The sequence below is a fragment of the Phaeodactylibacter sp. genome (assembly GCF_022763345.1).
Classification (GTDB): Bacteria; Bacteroidota; Bacteroidia; order Chitinophagales; family Saprospiraceae; genus Phaeodactylibacter.
Map to the genome: position 1 here is coordinate 93,432 of NZ_JALEGS010000111.1, position 22,222 is coordinate 115,653.

A 22,222-nucleotide genomic window follows, 5' to 3' on the forward strand; every position below is an offset into this window, starting at 1 on the left:
GTTGGAGTTGATTCTTTCAGAAAATTTGTTATTAAAACCGTGGAGGTTTGCTACTACCTTTCCGACCATTCCTGGTAAATTTTTTCAAGTTCCCTGCCTTCCTCCGGATATTGATCTATCAAGTTTTTCGACTCTCTGATGTCTTCCTTTAGGTTGACCAAAAAAAGTCCTTCCGCAACCGCCTCCCAGGGCGCATCTGGGTTGCCTGCGGGGTCGATCGGGGCATACAGCAGCTTCCAGTCGCCTTTGCGGACCGCCCACCGGTCGGGGCCTTCCCAAATCAGATGTTCATGGGGTGAGGGAGCATCTTTTTCAAGGACATCTCGTAGAGACCGGCCTTCCAGGTGACCGGAGATATTTTCCGCGCCAGCATAATCCAGTACGGTCGGAAACCAGTCCATGCCCGCCGCCATTTGGTCCCGCACCACCCCGGCAGGGACCGCTTTGGGATAGCTGACCATAGCCGGTACACGGATGCCTGCTTCGAATAAGGAGAACTTACAGCCGCGGTAAGGGCCCGCATAGCCCCCGCCCCCAAAGGTGCGGACTTCGGTGCTGTGCCCGTGGTCGGACTGTAAAATGACGATGGTGTTTTCCCGAAGCCCGTAGCGGTCCAACTGATCCATCAGGCGGCCCAGGCTCTCGTCAATCGTGCTGATGAATGCTGCATATTCTTTCCGGGGCGATGGCAAATTCGCATAGTATTCCCGCCACTGTGATTTAGCCTGCAAAGGGTAATGTGGCATATTGATGGCATAGTACAGGAAGAAAGGCGCCTCCCGGTGCGCCCGGATATAATCGTGGGCTTCCTGCTCCATCAGGTCGAGGAAGAATTCCCCATCGTGCCAGACTTCCTCTCCGTTTCGCCAGAGGTCATGCCGGTTAGGGCCGTTCCAGTAGAAGAAGTGGGAATAGTTGTCAATGCAGCCGCCCATGTGCCCAAAAGAATAGTCGAACCCCTGGGCGTTCGGCATTTTATCGGGCTGATAGCCCAGGTGCCATTTGCCGATATGGGCGGTTTGGTAGCCTTCTGCCTTTAGGGCCTCAGCCAGCGTGAAGGCTTCTCCGGGCAGCCCTTCGTGAGCGCCCGGCTGTGAGGTAGCGTTGTTATTCAACCCGGCTTTAGTGGGCGTCATTCCGGTCAGCAGGGACGCCCGGGAGGGAGAACAGACCGAGGAGCCCGCATAAAATTGCGTAAAACGCACCCCGCTTGCCGCCAGCGCATCCATATTAGGCGTGTACAAATCCGGAGCGCCGTAGCAGCCCATATCGAGGGTACCCTGATCATCAGTGTAAATGAGGATGACGTTGGGGCGCTGCTGAGCTTTCGCGGTATTCCAAATCCCTAGTGCCAGGAGGGCTATAAACAAGCGTATCATTTCAGGTAGTTTTCCAGTTCCGGATCGGTAGATAATGAGTACGGGCGGGCGGCAGCATCGGTGGCCCATTCCCGGTTGGGCGCTGCGCCCATTTGGAATTGCAGTTCTCCTCCAGCCTGCACCGCATCGTAGTCCAGCCAGGTGTAAGGGTGGGGCTTGCCGTTGAGGCTCGCCTGCTGTATATAAATGTTTTCAGGGCTGTTGCCCGCAGCACTGACCCGGAAGGTATTGCCATTCTCCAACTGCAGCTCCACCGACTCAAAAAGCGGGCTGCCCAGGACATACTGAGGCGTGCCCGGGCATACCGGATAGAAGCCCATAGCACTGAAGACGAACCAGGCGGAAGTCTGCCCGTTGTCCTCGTCCCCACAGTACCCATCGGGTGCGGGCTGATAGAGCTTTTCCATGACTTCCCGGGACCGGGCTTGTGCCTTCCAGGGCTGACCGGCAAAATTGTACAGGTAAATCATGTGCTGTATGGGCTGATTGCCATGCGCATAGTTGCCCATATTGACAATCTGCATCTCCCGGATTTCATGAATGGTGAAGCCGTAGTAGCTGTCGTCAAATTTTGGAGGCATGGTGAATACCTCGTCGAGCCGGGCTGCGAAGGCTTCCTCACCGCCCATCAATTCCATCAGGCCCGCAATATCGTGAAAGACCGACCAGGTGTAGTGCAGGCTGTTGCCTTCCGTAAAGGCATCGCCCCATTTGAGCGGGTTGAAGGGCGATTGGAATGCACCGTTCTCCAATTTACCGCGCATCCACCCGGTTTCCGGGTCAAAGAGGTTGCGGTAGCGCTGACTTTGCTTATAAAAGCGTTTAGCCACTTCCGTCTTGCCCATGGCGCGGGCCATCTCCGCCAGGGTGAAGTCTGCGTAGGCGTACTCCAGGGTGCGGGCCGCATTTTCATTGATCCCCACATCGTAGGGCACATACCCCAGCTTGTTGTAGTAATCCACACCGGCCCGCCCAACTGACTGTACCGGACGACCTTCATCCTGATCAGCATTCTTGAGCATGGCATCGAGCAGCAATTCCGCATCATACCCTTCCACGCCTTTGAGGTAGGCATCAGCGATAATAGGTGTTGAATTCGAGCCAATCATACAATCCCGGTGCCCGGGGCTTGCCCATTCCGGCAGCCAGCCCGATTCCACGTAAGTGTTTTCCAGCCCCTGCATGATCCGGCTGTTCAGCTCAGGGTACATGAGGTTGAAAAAAGGAAAAACCGCCCGGAAAGTATCCCAAAAACCGTTGTCGGTATAGAGATATCCGGGGCGGACTTCTCCGTTATAAGGACTGTAGTGTATGATTTGCCCGTTTTCATCAATTTCGTGCAGAGGGCGCGGGAACAGGAGCAACCGGTACAGACAGGAGTAGAAGGTCTGTATATCGGCTTCTTTCCCGCCTGACACTTTGATGCGGCTCAGCTCGTCCTGCCAGCGGTCGTGACCGGCTTGTTTGGTAGCTTCAAAGGTAGCCCTGCCGATTTCCTGATCAAGGTTGCGCTGTGCCTGCTCGGGGCTGATAAAGGAAGACGCCACCTTCACGTTTACCTGTTCGCCCCGCTCCGTTGCAAAGCCCACGATTGCACCGACGTGCTCGCCTTCGTTGTCCAACGTATTCGGCATAAGCTGCCAGCCATCGCCCCAGGTGTGATGGACGGAAAAATCCTTATCGAACTCCGCTACAAAATAGTTGTGGAAATTGTTAGGCACCCCGCCGTGGTTGTTGCGGCAGTAGCCGATGATCTTCCGCTCTTCCGGCAAAATTTTCACCATGGAGCCCCGGAAGAAGCCATCGAGCAGAATGTACGCCGAGTCTGTTTCCGGGAAAGTAAAGCGAAATTGCACCGCCCTTTCCGTTGGGGCCATCTCGGTCACCACATCGTAGTCGGCAAGGTACACTTTGTAGTAATGCGGCTGCACCACTTCCGCTTTGTGCGAAAACCAGGACGCCCGCTCTTCTTCCTGAAATTTCAGCGTGCCCGTCACCGGCATGAGGGAAAAAGCCGCATAGTCATTGATCCAGGGGCTGGGCTGATGGGTCTGCTTGAAGCCCCGGATTTTATACGCATCGTATTGATAGGTCCAGCCATCGCCCATTTTGTTGGTCATGGGCGTCCAAAAGTTCATGCCCCAGGGCATCGCAATTGCCGGGTAGGTATTGCCATTGGACAGGCTGAACTCGGAATCGGTGCCCATGAGCGGATTGACGTAGCTCACGTAGTCTACGGGCTCGTTGGCAGGGCTTTCAGCCGCCTCAGAAGTAGTGCAGGCTGGCATCAAAGCCAACCCGGCCACACAAAAAAGGGAGATGTAAATGATGTACTTCATATCCGTTTAGTTGAGAATAACTTCGTCCAGGAAAGTCCACAATTCATTGCCGCGAGCGCCGTGCCATTCCGGAGGAGCACCGTAGTTGTACACTTTGACTTTCACGTATCGGTATTGCCCGGGTTCGAGGTCCAGCTTGTAGCGGTAAACCTTGAGCTCATGCTCTTCCTGAGGCGGCAGATCCAGGCTACCGATGGGCTGCAGGGCGCCGGGCTGATTCCCGGCCAGCACCTCGATTTTATCGGGTGGGAAAATGTAAGATTGGGTATCCTTCAAGGCACCCACTTCCAATTCCTTAACGCTGGTAGGCTCCCCGAAGTCAATATCCAAAAAGATGTTGTCTTTGATGCCGGTCCAGCGGTTGTCGTTGTAGCTCTCGGAACCAATTTCCTGATCAAAGATCAGCTCTGCGCCCTCCTTTCCGTAGGGAAAGTCGCTCTGCGCTACGCTGTATTTGGGATAGCCGGCCGGCAATCCTGCCAAAACGCTCTGATAATAGGGCTTTTCAAAGAAGGCACTTGGGTTGAGCCCTTCCTCGTAGGCAATAGCCTTTACCGTGGTGTTTTCCCGAATGGTGAATGGGCCGTTGTAAGGCGTGCTGCTGTCGTCCGGTTCGCTCCCATCCAGGGTATAGTAAATCTTAGCATCCTTGTTTTTGGAAGCCAGCTCAATGGTACGCTCGGTCCGGAAAAAGGCACCGGGCGCCACATCGTAGGGCGCAGGCGTTCCCACGACCGGAATTTCCGCCACAGCGGTGTCCTCAAAGTCGCCGGGGAAGGTCGCTGCCGGGTCGCTGCCCCATTGCTTGTTGGGCTCGGGGCCGAGTTCGAAGACCAGCTCGCCCCCCTGCATGATCGTTTTGTAATCGATGTAGTTCTTATCATAGGGCTGCCCGTTGAGGGTGACGGACTGCACGTAGATGTTCTCCGGCGACACCTTGTTGGCCAGAATGGTGAAATCATCCCCACTTTCCAGATGGATGACCGCTTTGGGGTGAAGGGGCGCGGTCAGCTGGAAAACGCCATCGCCCGGTGCCACCTGATACATTCCCAGCGCGCTGAGCATATACCATGCCGACATCTGCCCCAGGTCTTCGTTGTTGATGAAGCCTTCCTGCGGATTGGGGTGGTACATCGTGGTTAGTACTTCGTTGATGTAGCGCTGCGCCAGCCAGGGCTTGCCTACGTAGTTGAACAGGTAAGGCATATGGTGGCCAGGCTCATCCCCGTGCCCGTACTTCCCGATAAACCCGGAAATGTCCACATGCTGATGCCCTTCAAGGGGCGATTCATTTTGAAAAACACCCTGTAGCCACTGCGCATAGGCCTCCCGTCCGCCGTGGAGCTGCATCACGCCTTTCATATCGTGGGGGGAATAAGCCGAATAAGCCCAGATGTTACCCGAGATGTAATGCCCTTTGAGGGAATTCCACTTCGTTGTATCCAGCAGCAGGTGCTCTCCGGTGGCCGTGATGGGCATAAAATAACCCGTCTGCGGGTCAAAAAAATTGCGGTAGCCGATCGCACGGCGGTCAAATAAAGTTTGGTCTTTCGTTTTGCCCAGCTTCTCGGCTACCCGGGCTATCGCCCAATCGCAATAATTCTGTTCTGTAGTTTTAGAAACCGATACGCCGGTCTCTGCGGTCACGTATCCGTATTTAAGGTATTCGTCCATGCCGTTGAGGTCGCTCACCTGACTGTGCTTGGTGCGGTCAAAGGCGGCATAGCGGATGGCTTCATAAGCTGCATCCACATCCACGCCGGGGATGTCCTTCAGCACGGCATCCGCTACGGGCGACACCGCACTGTAGCCAATCATGCAGCGGTTGTCGTAGCCCAGGCATTCCCAGCTTGGCAGGCCGACATCATCCATGGCTACCCGCGAGGACAGGCTGTTTACAAACTCGGCTGTCTTCCCGGTTTCAATGATGGTAAAGAGGGGGTGTAATCCGCGGTAAGTATCCCAGGTGGAGAAATTACTGTACTGCGGGATATCACTTTGGCGCACCTTTCCCTCGACGTAGTACCGCCCGTCCGCATCAGAGATGAGGTTGGGAGAGATAAAGGCGTGGTAAAGCCCGGTGTAAAACAACTTCATCTGACGGTCGGTCGCGCCCTCAATTTCGATTTTGCTCAGGACCTTCGCCCATTCGCTCCGGGCATTTTCGTGGGCCAGATCGAATCCGTCCACCGCTTCGGCTTCAAAATTAGCTTTGGCGCCCTCAATGGAAATGGAGGACAGCGCCAGGTGGACTTCCACGCTTTCCCCTGGTGCCAGATCGAAGCGGACCTGCCCAAGCAGGCCTTTCCCATTGCCTTTATTACCTTCTACCGGCTCCCCTTTGCGTACCAGGTTAAAGCCAGCCACAGGTTGGGAAAATTTCGCATAGAAGTACTGCGTCCGGTCTCCTGCCGACCAGCCATCGCAATCTTTGTAGCCGACCAGCTCGGTATCGGAAATCAGTTCCAGGTAAGTGTCCTGTATATTTTCGTTGATTTGATGATTGGGATCGAAAAGCAGGTAATCCTCCCCTTCCCCATTGAAGGTATAACGGTGGTAGCCCATGCGCGTACCAGCTGTAAGCTCCACCAGCACCTCTTCTTCGTGCAGCAGCAGTTTATAATAGCCTGCTGAAGCCGATTCATTATCATGGGAAAACCGGGCACGGTAACCTGTATCCGCCTTGCCATCCTCACCTGAGCTTGTATGCGCCTCCCTGGCAGGCATCACCAGGATATCCCCCAGACCAGACAAGCCAGGCCCGCTAATGTGCGTATGTGCAAAGCCTTTAACGATGGTATCGTTATAGTGATAGCCGGAGCAATAGTCCCAGGACTTATACTCATTGGAAGGGCTCAGCTGCACCATCCCAAAGGGCGTCGTCGCTCCGGGAAAGGTGTGCCCGGTGCCGCCCGTGCCAATCATGGGGTCCACAAAAGACAGGTACTTTTCTCCGGATGGTGCAGCTTGCTCATTTGAGCTGCCACTGCAGGCAGCCATCATAACCACCAGCAAGAGAAGGATTAGATTTTTTTGCATCGTTGAGTATTGCATTATTCGGTATAGGAATCATAGACGGACAGCAGGCGGACTGGCGGCCAGCCCTGCTCCGGTGGTTCGGACAAGGTAAGTTCCAAAGTTTTAGGCTCCCCCGGGCAAAGATCAAAGAAGTTGTCGGAAAAATTGCCCGGCAGGCCTTCCAGGCTGAGGTACAGCCCCATCACCAACACGCTGGATTGCAAGGTAACGCTGAGTTGCGCCCCATTGGCCTCCGTACTGACTTTAACCTTGGGTACGGGCAGGTGCAAATCGCGGGCAGGCACCAGATAGGCGGTTTGGTCGTAGGCTACCCCTTCGCTATCAGACAATTGGACCCGTATCCATAAATCAGCAGCATCGTAGTCTGCTGCTGCTGTTTTCAACTCTTCCAGCCCGACCAGCGCTTTGCCATTAGCTGGCATATTCAGGCTTTTTTCCTCCAGCCACAAGCGTTCGCCACTCAGGCGGTAGAGCCCGGTACTCAGGCGGAGGCGCTTATCTTCAGGTTCATCAGAAACTATAGTGGCAGACCAGTCTTCTTCGTCCGTTTCCAGTACGACCAGTAAGGGGCTAAACGCCTGCCGGACCGCATAATGCAGGGCTTTCCACTGCCCGTAGTAGTCGATGCCCGACCAGGACGCTACCGGCCAGCAGTCATTGAGCTGCCAGTAGAGGGTACCCATGCAGAAAGGCTTGGCTTTGCGATGGGCTTCGATGGCAATGCGTATGCCCTCCGCCTGCAGCAGTTGGCTGAGGTAGAGGAAGGTTTCAAAGTCTTTGGGCTCCCGGTAGTGCTGTAGCAGGTACTTGCGTATAATGCCATTGCCCCGGGGGTGCTTTTGGTGGAGCTGCATGACCGGCGACTCAATCGACCAGTCTTCAGGCTCTGCATAACGCCGGACCGAATCCAGCAGGGGGAAGGACTGAAACCCATACTCGCTCATGAAGCGGGGCACCGCCCATTTGTAGGTGGAAAATGGCGCCTCTTCGTGCCAAACACCCCAGTAGTGGACATCTCCCTTATCGTAGTTATCATGGTCAGAATAATCGTATACCGGTGAAGAAGGCAGATAATTGCGTGTAGGGTCATGCTCTGCTACAAGTTCAGGCAGGACTGCTTCAAACAGCCGCTCGTAATCGTCAGCCATAAGCTTGCAGTCTGCTTCGTTGTAGCCATATTCTTTTTGCCAGCCCCAGTGCTGCCAGCCCACGGCGATTTCATTATTGCCACACCATAAAGCCAGGCTGGGATGCCCTTTCAGCCGGTGAATATTGTAAATGGCTTCGGCCCGGATATTGTCCAGAAAATCAGGATCGCCCGGGTACATGGTGCAGGCAAACATAAAATCCTGCCACACCATAATGCCATACTCATCGGCCAGATCGTAAAAGAGGTCGGATTCATAAATACCGCCGCCCCAAATGCGTACCATATTCATATTGGCAGCTGCCATATCCTCAAATACCTGCCGGTAATGCGCTTCCGTAGGCCGGTCCAGAAAGCTATCTTGCGGGATGTAGTTGGCTCCTTTGGCGAAGAGGGCTTGTCCGTTGACTTCTAAGTGGAAGCTGCAGCCCTCCTCATCGGCCTCTCGTATGAGCTGTATGGTGCACAAGCCAAACCGGCCCGTCTTTTGGTCAATAGTCTCATCAGCATGCTTCAACTGCCAGTTCAAATCGTAAAGCACCGGCGCTCCCCAACTGCGGGGCCACCAATAGTCTGCGCCCTGCAAGGCCACATCAAATGCAATCGTATGCTCACCGGGCTGCAGCTGAACGGTATGCTCAAAAACCCAGCGCCCCTGACCGACATTCAGCGCTAAGGTGTACGCCCCGGCAATCGTAGCGGCTACCGTCACCTCTGCCCGCGCCACGCCTCCTGTCTCGGTAAGCGATTGGGTGACCAGATTGGCCGTCTTCATTCGGGCCGTATCAAAACTAATCAGCTCCACCGGGCGCCAGACACCGGAAGTCACAAACCGTGGGCCCCAGTCCCATCCATAGTGATAAGGTGCCTTGCGGGTAAATACACTCAGCTTTTCCTCAGCGTGGTCATTGCCGGCCGGGTAGGTAAAACCAACTGCTTCTGCCTTTGCCTGTACCTCCCGAATGGGCGAACGGAATCGGATGCGCAGCTCATTGGCGCCAGGCCGAAGCATAGGGCCAACCTCTGCCTCGTAACCAAGGAACATGTTTTGGGCTGTCAGAATGAGCTGCCCGTTCAGGAATACATCTGCATAAGTATCCAACCCGTGAAAAACCATCAGATGCTGGTCCAGGTCAAGCCGGCGATCGTCTATCTCAAAAGTGGTTTGGTATACCCAGTCCTCCTTCTCTATCCATTGCAGCTCCTTTTCATTGGTGCGGTAAAAGGGGTCAGGGATGAGCCCTTGCCGAAGCAGATCGGAGAAGTTATTCCCCGGGACTTGCGCGGGCAGCCAATCCGTATCTCCTGCTTTTCGGAAAGCCCAGTTTTGAAGCAGCGGCGTTCGCTCCACTCTTATGGTTGCCGCAGAGGCCATTTGCTGTTGATAGTTTGTGTGAGGCATGTCGTTCTTGAGTAGTAGTGCAATCGGTCCGATAGCGCGCTTTAGCTACAACGCACGCCCGGCACCTCTGCATAGTTTGAGATATTTGGGCTCTGAAATTACTAAAAAAAGTAAAAACCAGCAATAAAGCGCATATTTTTTGCCGATTTTAATTCAAACACGCATAAACAAGAAAAAAGCTGCAAGTTTTTATGTACTTTAGGCCATGCTAACCGGCAGCCCCACCAACCAAACGAAACCTGCCGCAACCACGGAAACTATGCTAAAGGAAGAACGGCAGAGCATGATTCTGGAAATCATCAATCTGCGGAACAAGATCAAGTCAACAGAGCTGAGTGATCATCTGGGGGTCTCAGAAGATACCGTGCGGCGCGACCTCCGCGAACTGGCAGAAGGCGGCTTCATCAAAAAGGTACATGGGGGGGCGCTAGCCAACCCGAAAACGCCGGAGGCTGTGCACCGCCAAAACGGCACCCCCAGCCCGGAGGCTACGCTTATCGCTCAGAAAGCAACCACTCTGCTGCGGGATGGCATGGTGCTGCTCATGGACGGCGGCCCGGTCACGCTTTCCCTCATCGATCAAATTCCGGCGGAACTGGAACTTACCATTTTCACCAATTCCATCGCTGCTGCCGAACGCCTCGCGACCCTTTCCAACATCAGCACCTACCTGCTGGGTGGTAAAATCACGGGCCGCAACCGGCTCACCGCGGGGGTTGAAGTGGTAAGGGCGATTGAGGAACTGCACGCTGACCTTTGCCTTATCAACGCATCAAGCCTGCACGAAACAATAGGGCTCACGAGCAACAACCGGGACATCGCGATCGTCAAACGGGCCATGATCGCCTCTGCCGCCCGCACCTCCGTATGCTGCCCCTCTGAGCACCTGGGACAAATACAGCCTTTTAAAGTGGCTAAACTTAATGGGTTTTCCACACTGATCACCGACCTGCTACCCGAAGATGACGCCCTGGAGGGCATGAGCCGGCAGGTTTTACAAATCCTGTAATCCAAAACAAACGATACATGCAAGCAAAACGGCACTTCTTAAACTCTATTTTTTGTATTGCCCCTCTGCTTATTGCGCTAAGCACGCAGGCACAGTCTCCTTCCGACTGGGTCAACCCGTTTATCGGCACCTCCAACTTTGGAGCTACCCATCCCGGTGCACAGTACCCGCACGCTTTAGCTTCCGTCACTCCATTTAATGTTGCCTTCCGGGAAGGGGCCGAGAACCCCATCGAAAAGGATGCAGGCTGGAACTCCCGGTCCTACATTCAGGAAAATGGCTTTCTCACCGGCTTCAGCCATGCCAACCTGAGTGGTGTGGGCTGCCCGGAACTGGGCGTTTTGCTCCTAATGCCCACCACCGGCGAGCGCCGTTTCGACCCGGCAGTATACGGCAGTACTTATCGGGATGAGAAAGCCACACCAGGCTATTACAGCTGCCACCTTAATGCATACGATGTCAAGGCTGAAGTGAGCAGTACCTTGCGCACCGGCATCAGCCGCTATACCTTCCCGGCGGGCGAATCGCACGTCCTGCTCAACCTCGGCCTCGGGCTGACCAACGAAACGGGCGGCATGGTCAAAGTCAACTCCCCTCAGGAGGTGGAAGGCTACCGTATGATTGGCACCTTCTGCTATACCCCGGAGGATGTGCGCCCGGTCTACTTCGTGGCACAGCTTAGCCAGCCGGCTCAATCGTTTGGCACCTGGAAAAAAATGCCTGAATACAAGGGCCCCGAAGGCGACTGGACAAAGTACAACAACACCTGGAAACCCTACGAGGGCTTTATGCAGGAAATGGCCGGCGATGACGTTGGCGCCTACTTCTCCTTTGATACGAGAGCTGGCGAGACCATCGAGGTCAAGCTGGGTATTTCCTACGTCAGCATTGAGAATGCCCGGGCCAATTTAGAAGCCGAACAGCCCGGTTTTGACTTTGAGGGCATCCGAAGAGCCAGCAAAGACCGCTGGGACGAACTCCTGGGCAGGGCACAGGTGAAAGGCACAGACGAGCAGAAAACTTTGTTCTACACTGCTCTTTACCATAGCCTTATCCATCCCAATATCCTGCAAGACGTAAACGGGGAATACCCCCTCATGGGGCAGCCCGGCGTGGGCAGAATGGAAGACGGGCGCAACCGGTACACTGTCTTTTCTCTATGGGATACCTACCGGAATGTCCACCCTCTGCTCAGCCTGCTCTACCCTGACCTGCAGGAAGAGATGGTGCAGACGATGGTAGATATGTACGAGGAAAGCGGATGGCTGCCTAAATGGGAACTCCTGAGCATGGAAACCAATGTAATGGTAGGCGACCCCGGCACCCCTGTGATTGCCGATACCTACCTGAGGGGCATCCGAGGGTTTGATATTGAAAAAGCCTATGCCGCCGCCTGGAAAGCCGCCACCACTCCGGAGGCAGAGAACCCGCTGCGCCCGGACTTTGATGCCTACGCACAGCTGGGATATGTGCCTATGGACGGGGAAGACCTGTACGGCGGCAGTGTGTCCACCGCACTGGAGTACTACCTTTCGGACTGGACACTCGCCCAACTGGCCAAAGCCCTTGGCAAAACGGCTGATGCACAGCTACTGGAAAAACGAGCGAAAGGATACCTTCACTATCTCGACCCCGAAACCGGCATGCTGCGCCCCAAATATGCAGATGGGCGCTTCTACGAAAACTTTGACCCCGAGGAAGGAAAAAACTTTGAGCCGGTGACTGGCTTTGTGGAGGGCACCGCCTGGCAATACCGCTTTTATGTGCCCCATGACATCCCCTTCCTGATGGATACCCTGGGCGGAAATAATACTTTTGTCGAAGCCTTGAACACCTGCTTCGCCGATGATCAGTACGATGTGGCCAACGAACCGGACATTACCTACCCGTTCCTTTACAACTATGTGCCTGGTGCCGAATGGCGCACGCAACAGCAAGTATTGGACATCATCGACAAGCATTACACCAATACCCCCGGCGGTATTCCCGGCAATGACGATACCGGCACCCTCTCCACCTGGCTCGCCTTCAGTATGATGGGGCTCTACCCCGTTTGCCCGGCAGATATGGACTACGCGGTATTCACCCCTGCTTTGGAAGAAGTCCGCCTGCAATTGCACCCGGATTACTACCCGGGCAGAGAACTGGTCATACAGGCGCCCCGCAAAACACCGGGCGCTATTTACATCAAAAAAGCCCGTTTTGAAGGGCAACCGCTCGGGCGGCTTTTCCTAAGCCACCAAAAGCTGGTGGAAGGCGGCACGCTCCAACTCGACCTTACAACCAAACCTAAAAAGAAGCAATAATGATAAAGCACCTTTGTTTTTGGATAGCCGTATTGGCGCTGCCCATCGGATTGCTGGCACAACAGCACGAACTCTACCAATTCAGCCCCCGGCAGTACGTCTGCCAGTACGTGGACAGCCCGCTTATTATTGATGGCAAACTGGATGAGAAAGCCTGGAAACAGGCCGAAACCACAGATAAATTCATCGATATAGAGGGTACGATCAGGCCTCTGCCCTACTACGACACAAGGGCAAAAATGCTCTGGGATTCCCAATACTTCTACATTGCCGTAGAACTGGAGGAGCCTCACCTCTGGGCCACCTACGACAAAAGGGATATGGTCATTTTCCATGAGAATGACTTTGAAGTCTTCATTGATCCGGATGGGGACACCCACCACTACTACGAGCTGGAAATCAATGCATTGGGCACCCTATGGGACCTTATCCTCACCCGCCCCTACCGTGATGGCGGTAAAGCGGTTGATGCCTGGGATATCAAAGGGCTCCAATCCGGCGTACACCTCAACGGCACCCTCAACAACCCAGATGATGAAGACCAAGGGTGGACCGTGGAATTGGCTTTCCCATGGTCGGTACTGGAAGAACTGGCTCCGCACCCCGGGCCACCCAACGATCAGGAAATCTGGCGGGTCAACTTCTCCAGGGTGCAATGGCGCACCGAAACGGAAGACGGCCAGTACGTAAAGGAAAAAGACCCGGTCACCGGACAGCCCTACCCGGAGCACAATTGGGTGTGGTCCCCACAGGGCGCTATTGCCATGCATCAGCCGGAAACCTGGGGATTGGTACAATTTTCCAGCGCCCCTGTAGGCAAACGGGCTCGATTCAACGAGCAGCCCAACCTGGAAGCCATCCGCTGGCAACTGCGGCAGCTGTACTACAAACAACACGCCTGGAAGGAAGCCAATGGCACCTTCACCGATGACCCTGCCCAGCTCGGGCTGGAAGGCGAGCCTGTTCAGGTCATCGCCGGAGCCGACTTCTTCCTGGCCACGTACGAGTTAGGCGACCTGAAACTACGGATACGGGAAGACGGGAAACTGGACCACATACAGCCTAAGGAAGAAGAGGAATAAACGAACCACGAATGCTACAATCGCCCTACATAGAAGTACCGGAATCTGAAGGCGCCTGCTGGGGCAGCTGGCCGGCCATTGGCAAAGCACTGCAAGAGCACCTGAAGCAACTGGGCAAAGCCAGAACCATTCTGGCAGTGGAGTGCTACCCGGGCACCTATGCCAATATTGACATGGGCTTCCTGAAATCAACGCTTTCCCCCAATGTGGTGTGCCGGGCGGAGGACCTCTTCCTGGAAGAAAATGAAATCCGGCAGCGTATCGGCCCGGGCTTTGCCAAAACACCGCGAGCGGATGCCAACCTGCCTGTAACTATTGCTTCCTACTTTGACCCCCAAAAACTGGCCTCCATTCAGGAGACCATTGCGGAAATTGAAAACGGCATTATCCTCGTCCACGGTGTGGGGGCGCACCTGATCGCGCAACCCGATGTACTGGTGTATTCGGACGTCTCCCGTTACGAACTGATTCAGCGGCTCCGGCGAAGAGACATCACTAATATCGGCGTGGACAACCGGGAGTTGGGCTACGACCTTCAGTACGCCTGGAGCTATTTCATCGACTGGCCGCTTGGCGATCATGTCAAGCAGCAGCTGCTGCCTTCCTGTGACTATATTCTGGAGACCAACAACTGGCAACGCCCGAAAATGGTGGCAGGAGATGCCATCAGAAGAGGTTTTGAGCTGGCTCTTGAGCGCCCGGTCTACCCTTCTCCCTTCTTTGACCCTGAGCTATGGGATGAAGACAGCCCACAGCAGGAGCCGGGTGAGCTAGGCGTCAATTTCCATCTGCGGGTAGAAGAAGACAACCTGCTTTTCAAGATTTGCGATCAGTTAATTGAAGCGCCGGTTGTCAATCTTCTATTTTACAGGGCCCATGAATTCCTCGGAGCTGACATCCGACAGGCCTACGGTGACCGGCTACCCTTTTACATTCAGTTTTTCGACCACCTGCAGCAGCAGATCCCCGACATCAACTACTACCCGGACTCTTCAGCAATGGCCCTGCACTTTGGGAAGACTGCCCGGCACCAGGATTATTACTATGCAGTAAAAGCACACAAAAACGCTATAATTTTGGCTGGTGTTGGCAAAGATGCCGAAGAAGGGACAGCGGAGCGGCAGGAATACCTGAGCGCAAAAGAATGGTTGGGATTGTTACACCCCCTTCCGCTTAAAAAAGGTTCGGTAGCCTGCATTCCGGCGGGGGTGGTACACAGTACAGGTACCGGCTGCCAGCTACTCAACATCGGCACTGCGTCTCCCTTTTTCAGGCAGCACCTGGTCAGCAAAAAAACCGGGAAAAGGCCACACCTGAGGACGCCTGACGGAAATAGCGCCAATCCCCTTCAACCCCTAGCTCCTGCTTCTGCCCAGCCTGCTTCCCTTAAAAATGCACCCTATGAAGACCACTTCCTGGAACTGGAACAATTATCGGGCGGTAAAAAACTGGAACTCAAGGACGTGAGCCAAGTCCGGGCGATCTGTGTGGTGGAAGGCACTTCTGCATGGCTTACTTATGGCGATGGCGCTCAATATCAGCTGCTGTTCGGGCAAGTTGTGCTACTGCCTGCCCGCTTGAAAAAGCTGGTCTGGGAAGCCCCAACCGAAACCACCGCTATCCTAATCACCATCAAAGCCTGATTAGACCATCAGGGCATACTTATCCTCCCGCTCGAGGTAATATTTGGCGTTCTCAGCCACTACAATGTCCAGCGGCAAGTGCTGAATAGCATCTATCTCCTTGTCAAAAATAAGCTTCTGCACAACGCTAGTCAGGCTGAGGTAGCCCTGCTCTACCGGATTTTGGTTGATCAAAAACTGAATGGCCCCCTTTTTCAGGTAGGCGATATTTTCCGGAAGGAGATCGAAGCCTACGATGCGAATATCCTGTAGCGCCTCCTGCCCTAGTGCGTCCAGTATCTTATAAGCCCGGGAATTGGTCACAAAAAAGCCCTTTAACTCTGGCTGTTCCCGCAAAAGCTCAAGCAGGAAAGCCCGGAGTGCCTCCTTGTTTTCAAAAGCCTCAAAAACCACCTTTTCCACTCGGTTTCGGCCGCCCATACCCTGTGCCTGAAAGTAATCTTCCAATCCCTGAGCTTTGTCGGAGAGGTGCTTGGCATTTGCCGGTTCTTTGGAGAGGTTGACTACCGCAACCCGGGCGGACGGCCCCATGCTAAAGCTCAGCAGTTTGCCTGCCAGCACTCCACTTTGGTAAGAATTCTGGCCAACGTAGGTCAGCACGTTCTCCCCTGAGAGCTCTGTATTGAACAGGGACACCGTAATGCCAAACCGGGCACAGGCTTCGAGCAATTCGTTGGCGGCCTTCAAAAAGACCGGTGGGAAGACGATGGCTTCCGGCTTGGCCTTAAGCGCCACTTTAGCTTTTTTGGCAAAGTCAGCCTGGTCAAAAAGGTTGAAGTAATAATGATCGAGCTCCACGCCGTAATGCTTTACCGAATGCCAGGCTTTGTTTACTCCAACATTGGGCAATTCCCAGTAAGGGTCAATGCTGGGGTCTGGCAGGAGCAAGGCGATACGCATAACCTTTCGGGTGGCCAGGGTCCGGGCGATGATATTGGGTTCATAGCCCAACTCTTCCATCACGGCTTTCACTCTTGCCCGTTTCTCCGGCGAAACGTTCCCTCTGTTGTGAATGACCCGGTCAACAGTGCCCGTGGAGACTTTTGCTTTTTTAGCAATGTCCTTGATTCGAATTCGATTTCCCATTAGTCCTATTAGGTTGTAGCCTATTAAAACGTGCAGCTGCAATCGCTACAGTTGCAACAGCCGGGTGAGCAGGCGCGGGGGCTATAATACGTATAAAATTGGATATGTGTCCGAACACAGCGTTAAAATATTTCAAATTACTCGCGTAAAACTAGAAAAAATTATACTTTTGTGGAAGTAAGCCTAATTTTTCAAGTATTGCCCCCTTATTTTCGGGCAGTTAATCCATTATCATCTTGAGCACACTTGCGCTAGGCGTAGACATCGGAGGGACGAGCACTAAGTTAAGCTTGGTGGACCGTTCGGGCGCGATCTTACAGCGTTCTGCATTCCCCACGCAGGGTAATGGCCAAACGGACTACCCCACCGCCCTGGTGAATGCAATGCAAAAATTGTTGCAGTACGCGCCCTATCCCCTTGAAGGCATTGGCGTAGGTGCTCCAGGTTGTGACCCCGTTTCCGGCTACATCAGCTATGCGGTCAACCTTCCTTTTTCTGCTCCATTCCCAATCAGAGATTTTTTGTCAGAAAAACTGTGTGCGCACACAGTACTAGTAAAGGACTCCACAGCCGCCGCATTGGGCGAAAAAATGTGGGGCGGTGCCCGCCAAATGGAGAATTTCGTCCTGGTGGCACTGGGCACAGGCTTAGGCAGTGCATTTTACATCAACGGAAAAATAGTGGAAGGCGGGCATGGTCTGGCCAGCGAACTGGGCCACACCATTGCAGTACCGGACGGGCGAAAGTGCTCGTGCGGGCGCAAAGGCTGCCTGGAGACCTATGTCTCTGCAACGGGCCTGCGCAGGACCTGCCAAGCCTTAATGGGACGGGAAATCATCCCCAGCCCATTGCGGGAACTGCCTCAATCGGCACTGACCGCCAAGACCATCGCCCTCGCCGCAAAGGAAGGCGACCCCCTGGCGCAGATGGCACTTGAAGACTTATCCCGCCGCCTGGGCCAGGCACTCGCTGCTGTGGTTTTGCAGATTGACCCCGAAGGCATTTTCTTATCAGGGGGGCTTTCCAATGCTGGCCCAATGCTGGCTGAGCGCGTGGCACATCATATGAATGCACAGCTCTTGCCTGCGTTTCGGGGCAAGGTAAAAATTGAAGTTTCCCGTTTGGGTGCAGATACGGCAGGTACACTGGGCGCAGCCGCACAAGTCTACCTCGGCACACCGGTCACATAAACAGACAAATACAATAGAAGAAATCAAAACCGAAAACTCAAGTTCACTTATGAGGAATTTTCTGAAATACCAGTTGCGATCTGTAGAAAAGATGCCGACCACCGTCTGGCCCAAAGCTACAGATGGCTCCGTTCATGTAGCCAAGTCGATTGCTCTCGCGATCCGGCAGCGCCAACAGGAGAACAAGCACATCGTGCTCGGGCTCGCAACCGGCTCCTCCCCTATTCAGGTGTACCGGGAGTTGGTCCGCATGCACAAGGAAGAAGACCTTAGCTTCAAAAATGTTATCACCTTCAACCTGGATGAGTACTACCCCATGCCGCCCAACGCCCGGCAAAGCTATGTGCGCTTCATGAATGAACACCTCTTCGACCACATCGATATCCAAAAGAAAAACATCCACATTCCGGATGGCACCCTTGAGATGGACGATGTGGAATCTTACTGCGAAGAATACGAGCGCAAAATTAAATACTTCGGAGGCATTGATATTCAGCTTCTCGGTATAGGCCGGACGGGCCACATCGGGTTCAACGAGCCGGGCTCCTGGGAGACCTCCGTTACCCGTATGGTACGCCTCGATGCCCTAACCCGCCGGGATGCTGCAAAGGACTTCGACCGGGAGGAAGATATTCCCTACCGGGCCATCACTATGGGAATTCAGACCATTATGGAAGCCCGCAAAATCTTCCTGCTGGGCTGGGGGCAGCACAAAGCCGCCATCCTTCAGAAAGCCGTTGAAGAGGAGATCACACCAAACATTCCTTCCACCTTCCTGCAAAAGCACAAGGATGTCAGCGTACACTTGGACTACGGTGCAGCCGAACTGCTGACCCGGTTTGAAGCGCCCTGGCTCATTGGTATTTGCAATTGGGACGAAGACCTCATTTGCAAAGCCGTAACCTGGCTGTCCAGAAAAGTGCAAAAGCCCATTCTCAAACTCACGACAGAGGACTACGCTGAGAACGGCCTGAGCGATCTCACGATAGAACATGCTTCGGCTTACAATATCAACATCCGGATTTTTAACCGCCTGCAACATACCATTTCGGGCTGGCCGGGCGGAAAACCGAATGCTGACGATACTACCCGCCCTGAGCGCAAAACCCCCTCCAAAAAGCGGGTCATTATATTCAGCCCACACCCGGATGACGATGTGATCTCCATGGGGGGGACCTTCCAGCGGCTTGTTGAGCAGGGGCATGAAGTACACGTGGCTTACCAGACATCTGGAAATATTGCCGTGCACGATCACCACGCCCGCCATTTCCTGGAGTTCTGCATTGAGCTAATGGACGCCGAGAAAGGCGACTACAAAGAGCTGGATACCCGGGTGCGGCAGATGCTGAAGCAGGTGATTACCAAAGATACCAACAGCGTTGCCGCCCAGGAAACCCGACTGGTTAAAGGGCTCGTCAGAAGAGGAGAAGCACGCGCAGGCGCCCGCCTTTGTGGACTGGAAGACGAGCAAATCCACTTCCTGGACATGCCGTTTTATGAAACCGGCCGTACCCGCAAAAAGCCCCTGGGCGAAAAAGACATTCAGATTATCGTAGACCTGATGGAAAAGATCAAGCCTCATCAGGTATACGCTGCCGGTGACCTGGCCGATCCGCACGGCACCCACGCCACCTGTCTGGATGCCATATTCCAGGCTTATGACCGGGTTAAAAGCAAAGACTGGGCACAGGATGCCTGGCTGTGGCTCTACCGTGGAGCCTGGCACGAATGGCCGGTGCATGAAATAGAGATGGCCGTGCCCATCAGCCCGGTGGAACTGCTCAAGAAACGGGATGCCATCTTCATGCATCAGTCTCAAAAAGACCGTCCGCCATTCCCGGGCAACGACTCCCGGGAGTTCTGGCAGCGTGCCGAAGACCGGAACAAACACCTGGCCAATCAGTACCGGGCTCTAGGCCTGGCGGAGTACGAAGCCATGGAGGCCTTTAGCCGCTGGAAATTTGACTGGCAAACCGGCGAGAAGCCTGCCAAAGCGAAAAAGGCAGCGCCAGAGCCTAACTCCAAAGAGAAAAAAGCGAAAGCGAAGGCCTAAGCACTTATTAAGAATTTAAGTTTCATACACTATTTTTTAGGGAGGAAGGCCGAGCGCCTTCCTTCTTTTGTAATTTGGCGGTACGAAACAAAAAACAATTTCATGCAACGTATTACTCCCATTTTTATACCTGTGCTCGTCCTTATGCTGGCATCCGTTCTGCCAGCTTCTGCACAGCAGGAACAAAAGAATCAGGATAAAACGACTCAGGAAGACAAAAGAAAAGCAAAAGGAAAAGCCTTGCGGGACCGAATCAAGAACATCCCCCCTGAGCAGCTTATGGAGCCCACAATCATTCCGCAACCGCACACCATAAAGGTGACTAAAAATGAGGCCGTGGTTATCAGCAAGGATGCCACGATTGAATTTGACAAAGAAGATGAAGCCCTTGAAACTGCGGTACAGCACCTCGAACGGTGGCTCACCGGGCAGCGGCTGGCTCCAACCCCGAGCGGGCAAAAGGCAGCAAAAATCAGGATTCGGATTGTGGATTCGCTGGAACAAGAGGAAGCCTACCGCCTGGTGATCAACAACAATAAAATAAACATTTTAGGCTCTGATGCCGCCGGCGTTTTCTACGGTATTCAAAGCTTGATACAACTTAGCGAGCCCTGGGAAATCATGCGTACCCGTTTGCTGAAGGTGCCAACGGCCTTCATTCAGGATAAACCGGCATTTAGCTACCGGGGGATGCACCTTGATGTTGGCCGCCATATGTTCCCTGTTGAGTCGGTCAAATCCTACATTGATATGCTGGCCCGCTACAAAATGAACCGCTTCCACTGGCACCTGACCGAAGATCAGGGCTGGCGTATTGAAATAAAGCAATACCCTAAACTACAGGAAGTAGCCGCTTACCGCAAGGAAACCCTGAAAGGGCACTACAGTGATCAGCCCCATCAGTTTGATGGAAAGCGCTATGGCGGGTTTTACACACAGGAAGAAGTCAAAGAAATTGTCCGTTATGCTCAGGAACGCTTTATTACCGTGATTCCGGAAATTGAGCTGCCCGGTCACGCTCAGGCTGCCATCGCTGCCTACCCCGAGCTGGGATGCACAGGGGAACCGGTGGAAGTCGCTACCAAATGGGGGATTTTTGAAGATGTGTACTGCCCATCCGAGGAGACCTTCACCTTCCTGGAAAACGTTTTGACAGAAGTCATGGCGCTTTTCCCAAGTGAATACATCCACATTGGTGGCGACGAGTGCCCTAAGACACAATGGAAGCAGAGCGAGCTTTGCCAGCAAATCATCGATGAGGAAGGCTTGAAAGACGAGCATGAATTGCAGTCCTGGTTCATCCAGCGGATTGAGCGCTTCCTCAACAGCAAGGGCCGGCAGATCATCGGCTGGGACGAGATCCTGGAGGGTGGGCTAGCCCCTAACGCCACTGTGATGAGCTGGAGGGGCGAAGCCGGCGGAATCGAAGCCGCTAAGCAAGGGCACAATGTGGTGATGACCCCGACTACCTATTGCTATTTCGACTACTATCAGTCCAACCATCCGGATGAGCCACTCGCCATCGGCGGATATTTGCCCCTCGATAAAGTGTACAATTATTACCCGGTGCCGGAAGAACTGAGTGAGGAGGAGGCTAAACACATACTCGGTGCACAGGGCAATGTCTGGACAGAGTACATCCCCACACCTTCCAAACTGCAGTACATGGCCTATCCCAGAATGCAGGCACTATCTGAAGTGGTCTGGACAGGCAAGAAAAAGCCAGGTTACAGTAACTTCGTAAAGCGCCTCAGCCACCATCTCAAATGGATGGAAAGGGAAGGCATCAACGCGGCCAACCATATCTACGATGTAGACCTGAAAGTGGTAGGCGGCCAGGGAGCGCCCCTCAAAATATCGGTAAGCAATCCGGCGGAAGAAGGCCGGTTTGCGGTAACTAAAGTGCCGGCTACTGGCAATGCCGACTTCCCCTACACAGCGCCTTTTGAACCAGAATCCGGCAGGTATAGCGTACAAGGCTACGTGAAGGGCATCAAGACAGGCCGCCCCGCCACACTTCAGTTTGAAAGGCACCTTGCAGCTGGACAAACGCTTACTTTGGAAAGCGAAGCCCACCCTAAATACAATGGCGACCAACCACAAGTGGTCCTCAACGGCGTTGATGGCAGCGACGAACGCTACGGCGATTCAGAATGGCTGGGCTTTGAGGGAGAAGACTTCGTTGGTACTATCGAGTGGGAAAAGCTACAGCAGGTCAACAAAGCCAGGTTTCGCTTTTTCCATGGCCCGGGCCAGTGGATCTATGTGCCTGCTAGCGTAAAAATCAGCACTTGGGATGAAGCGGCGCAAACCTGGAAAGCCGTAGGCAACAGTAAAGTTGAAGCTCCCGACGGCAAGACAGCCACAGTCGAAGTTGACCTGGGGTCGGTACGTACCTCAAAGCTTCGGGTGGAAATCAAAAACTACGGCAACATCGAAGCAGGTAAGCAAGGCGCTGGCCACGAAGCCTGGCTCTTCGTCGACGAAATAAGAATAGATTAGCCAAATGGGGCAGTCCGGACAATGACCAGGCTGCCCCTATTTTTC

At 54.0% G+C, this 22,222-nt stretch carries 12 protein-coding genes; 7 read left to right on the forward strand and 5 right to left on the reverse strand.

From position 1 onward, the window contains the following. Window positions 1-53: 53 nt before the first annotated feature. From MRY86_RS26505 to MRY86_RS26520, 4 genes are read right to left on the reverse strand one after another with little or no spacing between them, the layout of a single operon-like run. Window positions 54-1,379: a sulfatase-like hydrolase/transferase gene (locus MRY86_RS26505; RefSeq protein WP_293565269.1), complete on the reverse strand. Its 1,326-nt coding sequence runs from the start codon at window positions 1,377-1,379 to the stop codon at window positions 54-56. After that, the gene (locus MRY86_RS26510; protein ID WP_293565271.1) at window positions 1,376-3,718 is read right to left on the reverse strand and encodes a GH92 family glycosyl hydrolase; all 2,343 of its coding nucleotides are present in this window, start codon (window positions 3,716-3,718) and stop codon (window positions 1,376-1,378) included. Before MRY86_RS26510 ends, MRY86_RS26505 begins: the two co-directional genes overlap by 4 nt. A 6-nt stretch (window positions 3,719-3,724) precedes the next feature. Next, complete coding sequence (locus MRY86_RS26515) at window positions 3,725-6,757, reverse strand: GH92 family glycosyl hydrolase (protein ID WP_293565273.1); 3,033 nt, start codon at window positions 6,755-6,757, stop codon at window positions 3,725-3,727. A 14-nt stretch (window positions 6,758-6,771) separates the two neighbouring features. Continuing rightward, entirely contained in the window at window positions 6,772-9,306 is a 2,535-nt protein-coding gene (locus MRY86_RS26520; RefSeq protein ID WP_293565275.1) for a glycoside hydrolase family 2 protein, read from the reverse strand. 259 nt (window positions 9,307-9,565) lie between these two features. On the opposite strand from MRY86_RS26520, the gene MRY86_RS26525 reads away from it, so the two are divergent. The 4 genes from MRY86_RS26525 to MRY86_RS26540 are packed head-to-tail and all read left to right on the forward strand — an operon-like array spanning window position 9,566 to window position 15,346. Then, a complete protein-coding gene (locus MRY86_RS26525; protein WP_293565277.1) occupies window positions 9,566-10,315 on the forward strand; it encodes a DeoR/GlpR family DNA-binding transcription regulator in 750 nt (249 codons plus the stop codon). Window positions 10,316-10,332: 17 nt separating this feature from the next. Continuing rightward, window positions 10,333-12,621 (forward strand): GH92 family glycosyl hydrolase, encoded by a 2,289-nt coding sequence (locus MRY86_RS26530; RefSeq protein WP_293565279.1) that lies wholly within the window; start codon window positions 10,333-10,335, stop codon window positions 12,619-12,621. After that, entirely contained in the window at window positions 12,621-13,703 is a 1,083-nt protein-coding gene (locus MRY86_RS26535) for a carbohydrate-binding family 9-like protein (RefSeq protein ID WP_293565281.1), read from the forward strand. Before MRY86_RS26530 ends, MRY86_RS26535 begins: the two co-directional genes overlap by 1 nt. 11 nt (window positions 13,704-13,714) lie before the next feature. Beyond that, the gene (locus MRY86_RS26540; protein WP_293565283.1) at window positions 13,715-15,346 is read left to right on the forward strand and encodes a hypothetical protein; all 1,632 of its coding nucleotides are present in this window, start codon (window positions 13,715-13,717) and stop codon (window positions 15,344-15,346) included. Here MRY86_RS26540 and MRY86_RS26545 read toward each other — a convergent pair whose 3' ends face one another. Continuing rightward, window positions 15,347-16,432, reverse strand: coding sequence for a substrate-binding domain-containing protein (locus MRY86_RS26545; RefSeq protein ID WP_293565285.1), 1,086 nt, complete (start codon window positions 16,430-16,432; stop codon window positions 15,347-15,349). It abuts the gene before it with no gap. A 236-nt stretch (window positions 16,433-16,668) separates the two neighbouring features. Here MRY86_RS26545 and MRY86_RS26550 point away from each other — a divergent pair, with 236 nt between their 5' ends. From MRY86_RS26550 to MRY86_RS26560, 3 genes are all read left to right on the forward strand, one after another. Beyond that, complete coding sequence (locus MRY86_RS26550) at window positions 16,669-17,622, forward strand: ROK family protein (protein WP_293565287.1); 954 nt, start codon at window positions 16,669-16,671, stop codon at window positions 17,620-17,622. A gap of 22 nt (window positions 17,623-17,644) precedes the next feature. Beyond that, window positions 17,645-19,675 (forward strand): glucosamine-6-phosphate deaminase, encoded by a 2,031-nt coding sequence (gene nagB, locus MRY86_RS26555; RefSeq protein ID WP_363325390.1) that lies wholly within the window; start codon window positions 17,645-17,647, stop codon window positions 19,673-19,675. Window positions 19,676-19,777: 102 nt separating this feature from the next. Continuing rightward, window positions 19,778-22,177, forward strand: coding sequence for a beta-N-acetylhexosaminidase (locus MRY86_RS26560; RefSeq protein ID WP_293565289.1), 2,400 nt, complete (start codon window positions 19,778-19,780; stop codon window positions 22,175-22,177). The last annotated feature ends 45 nt before the right edge of the window (window positions 22,178-22,222 follow it).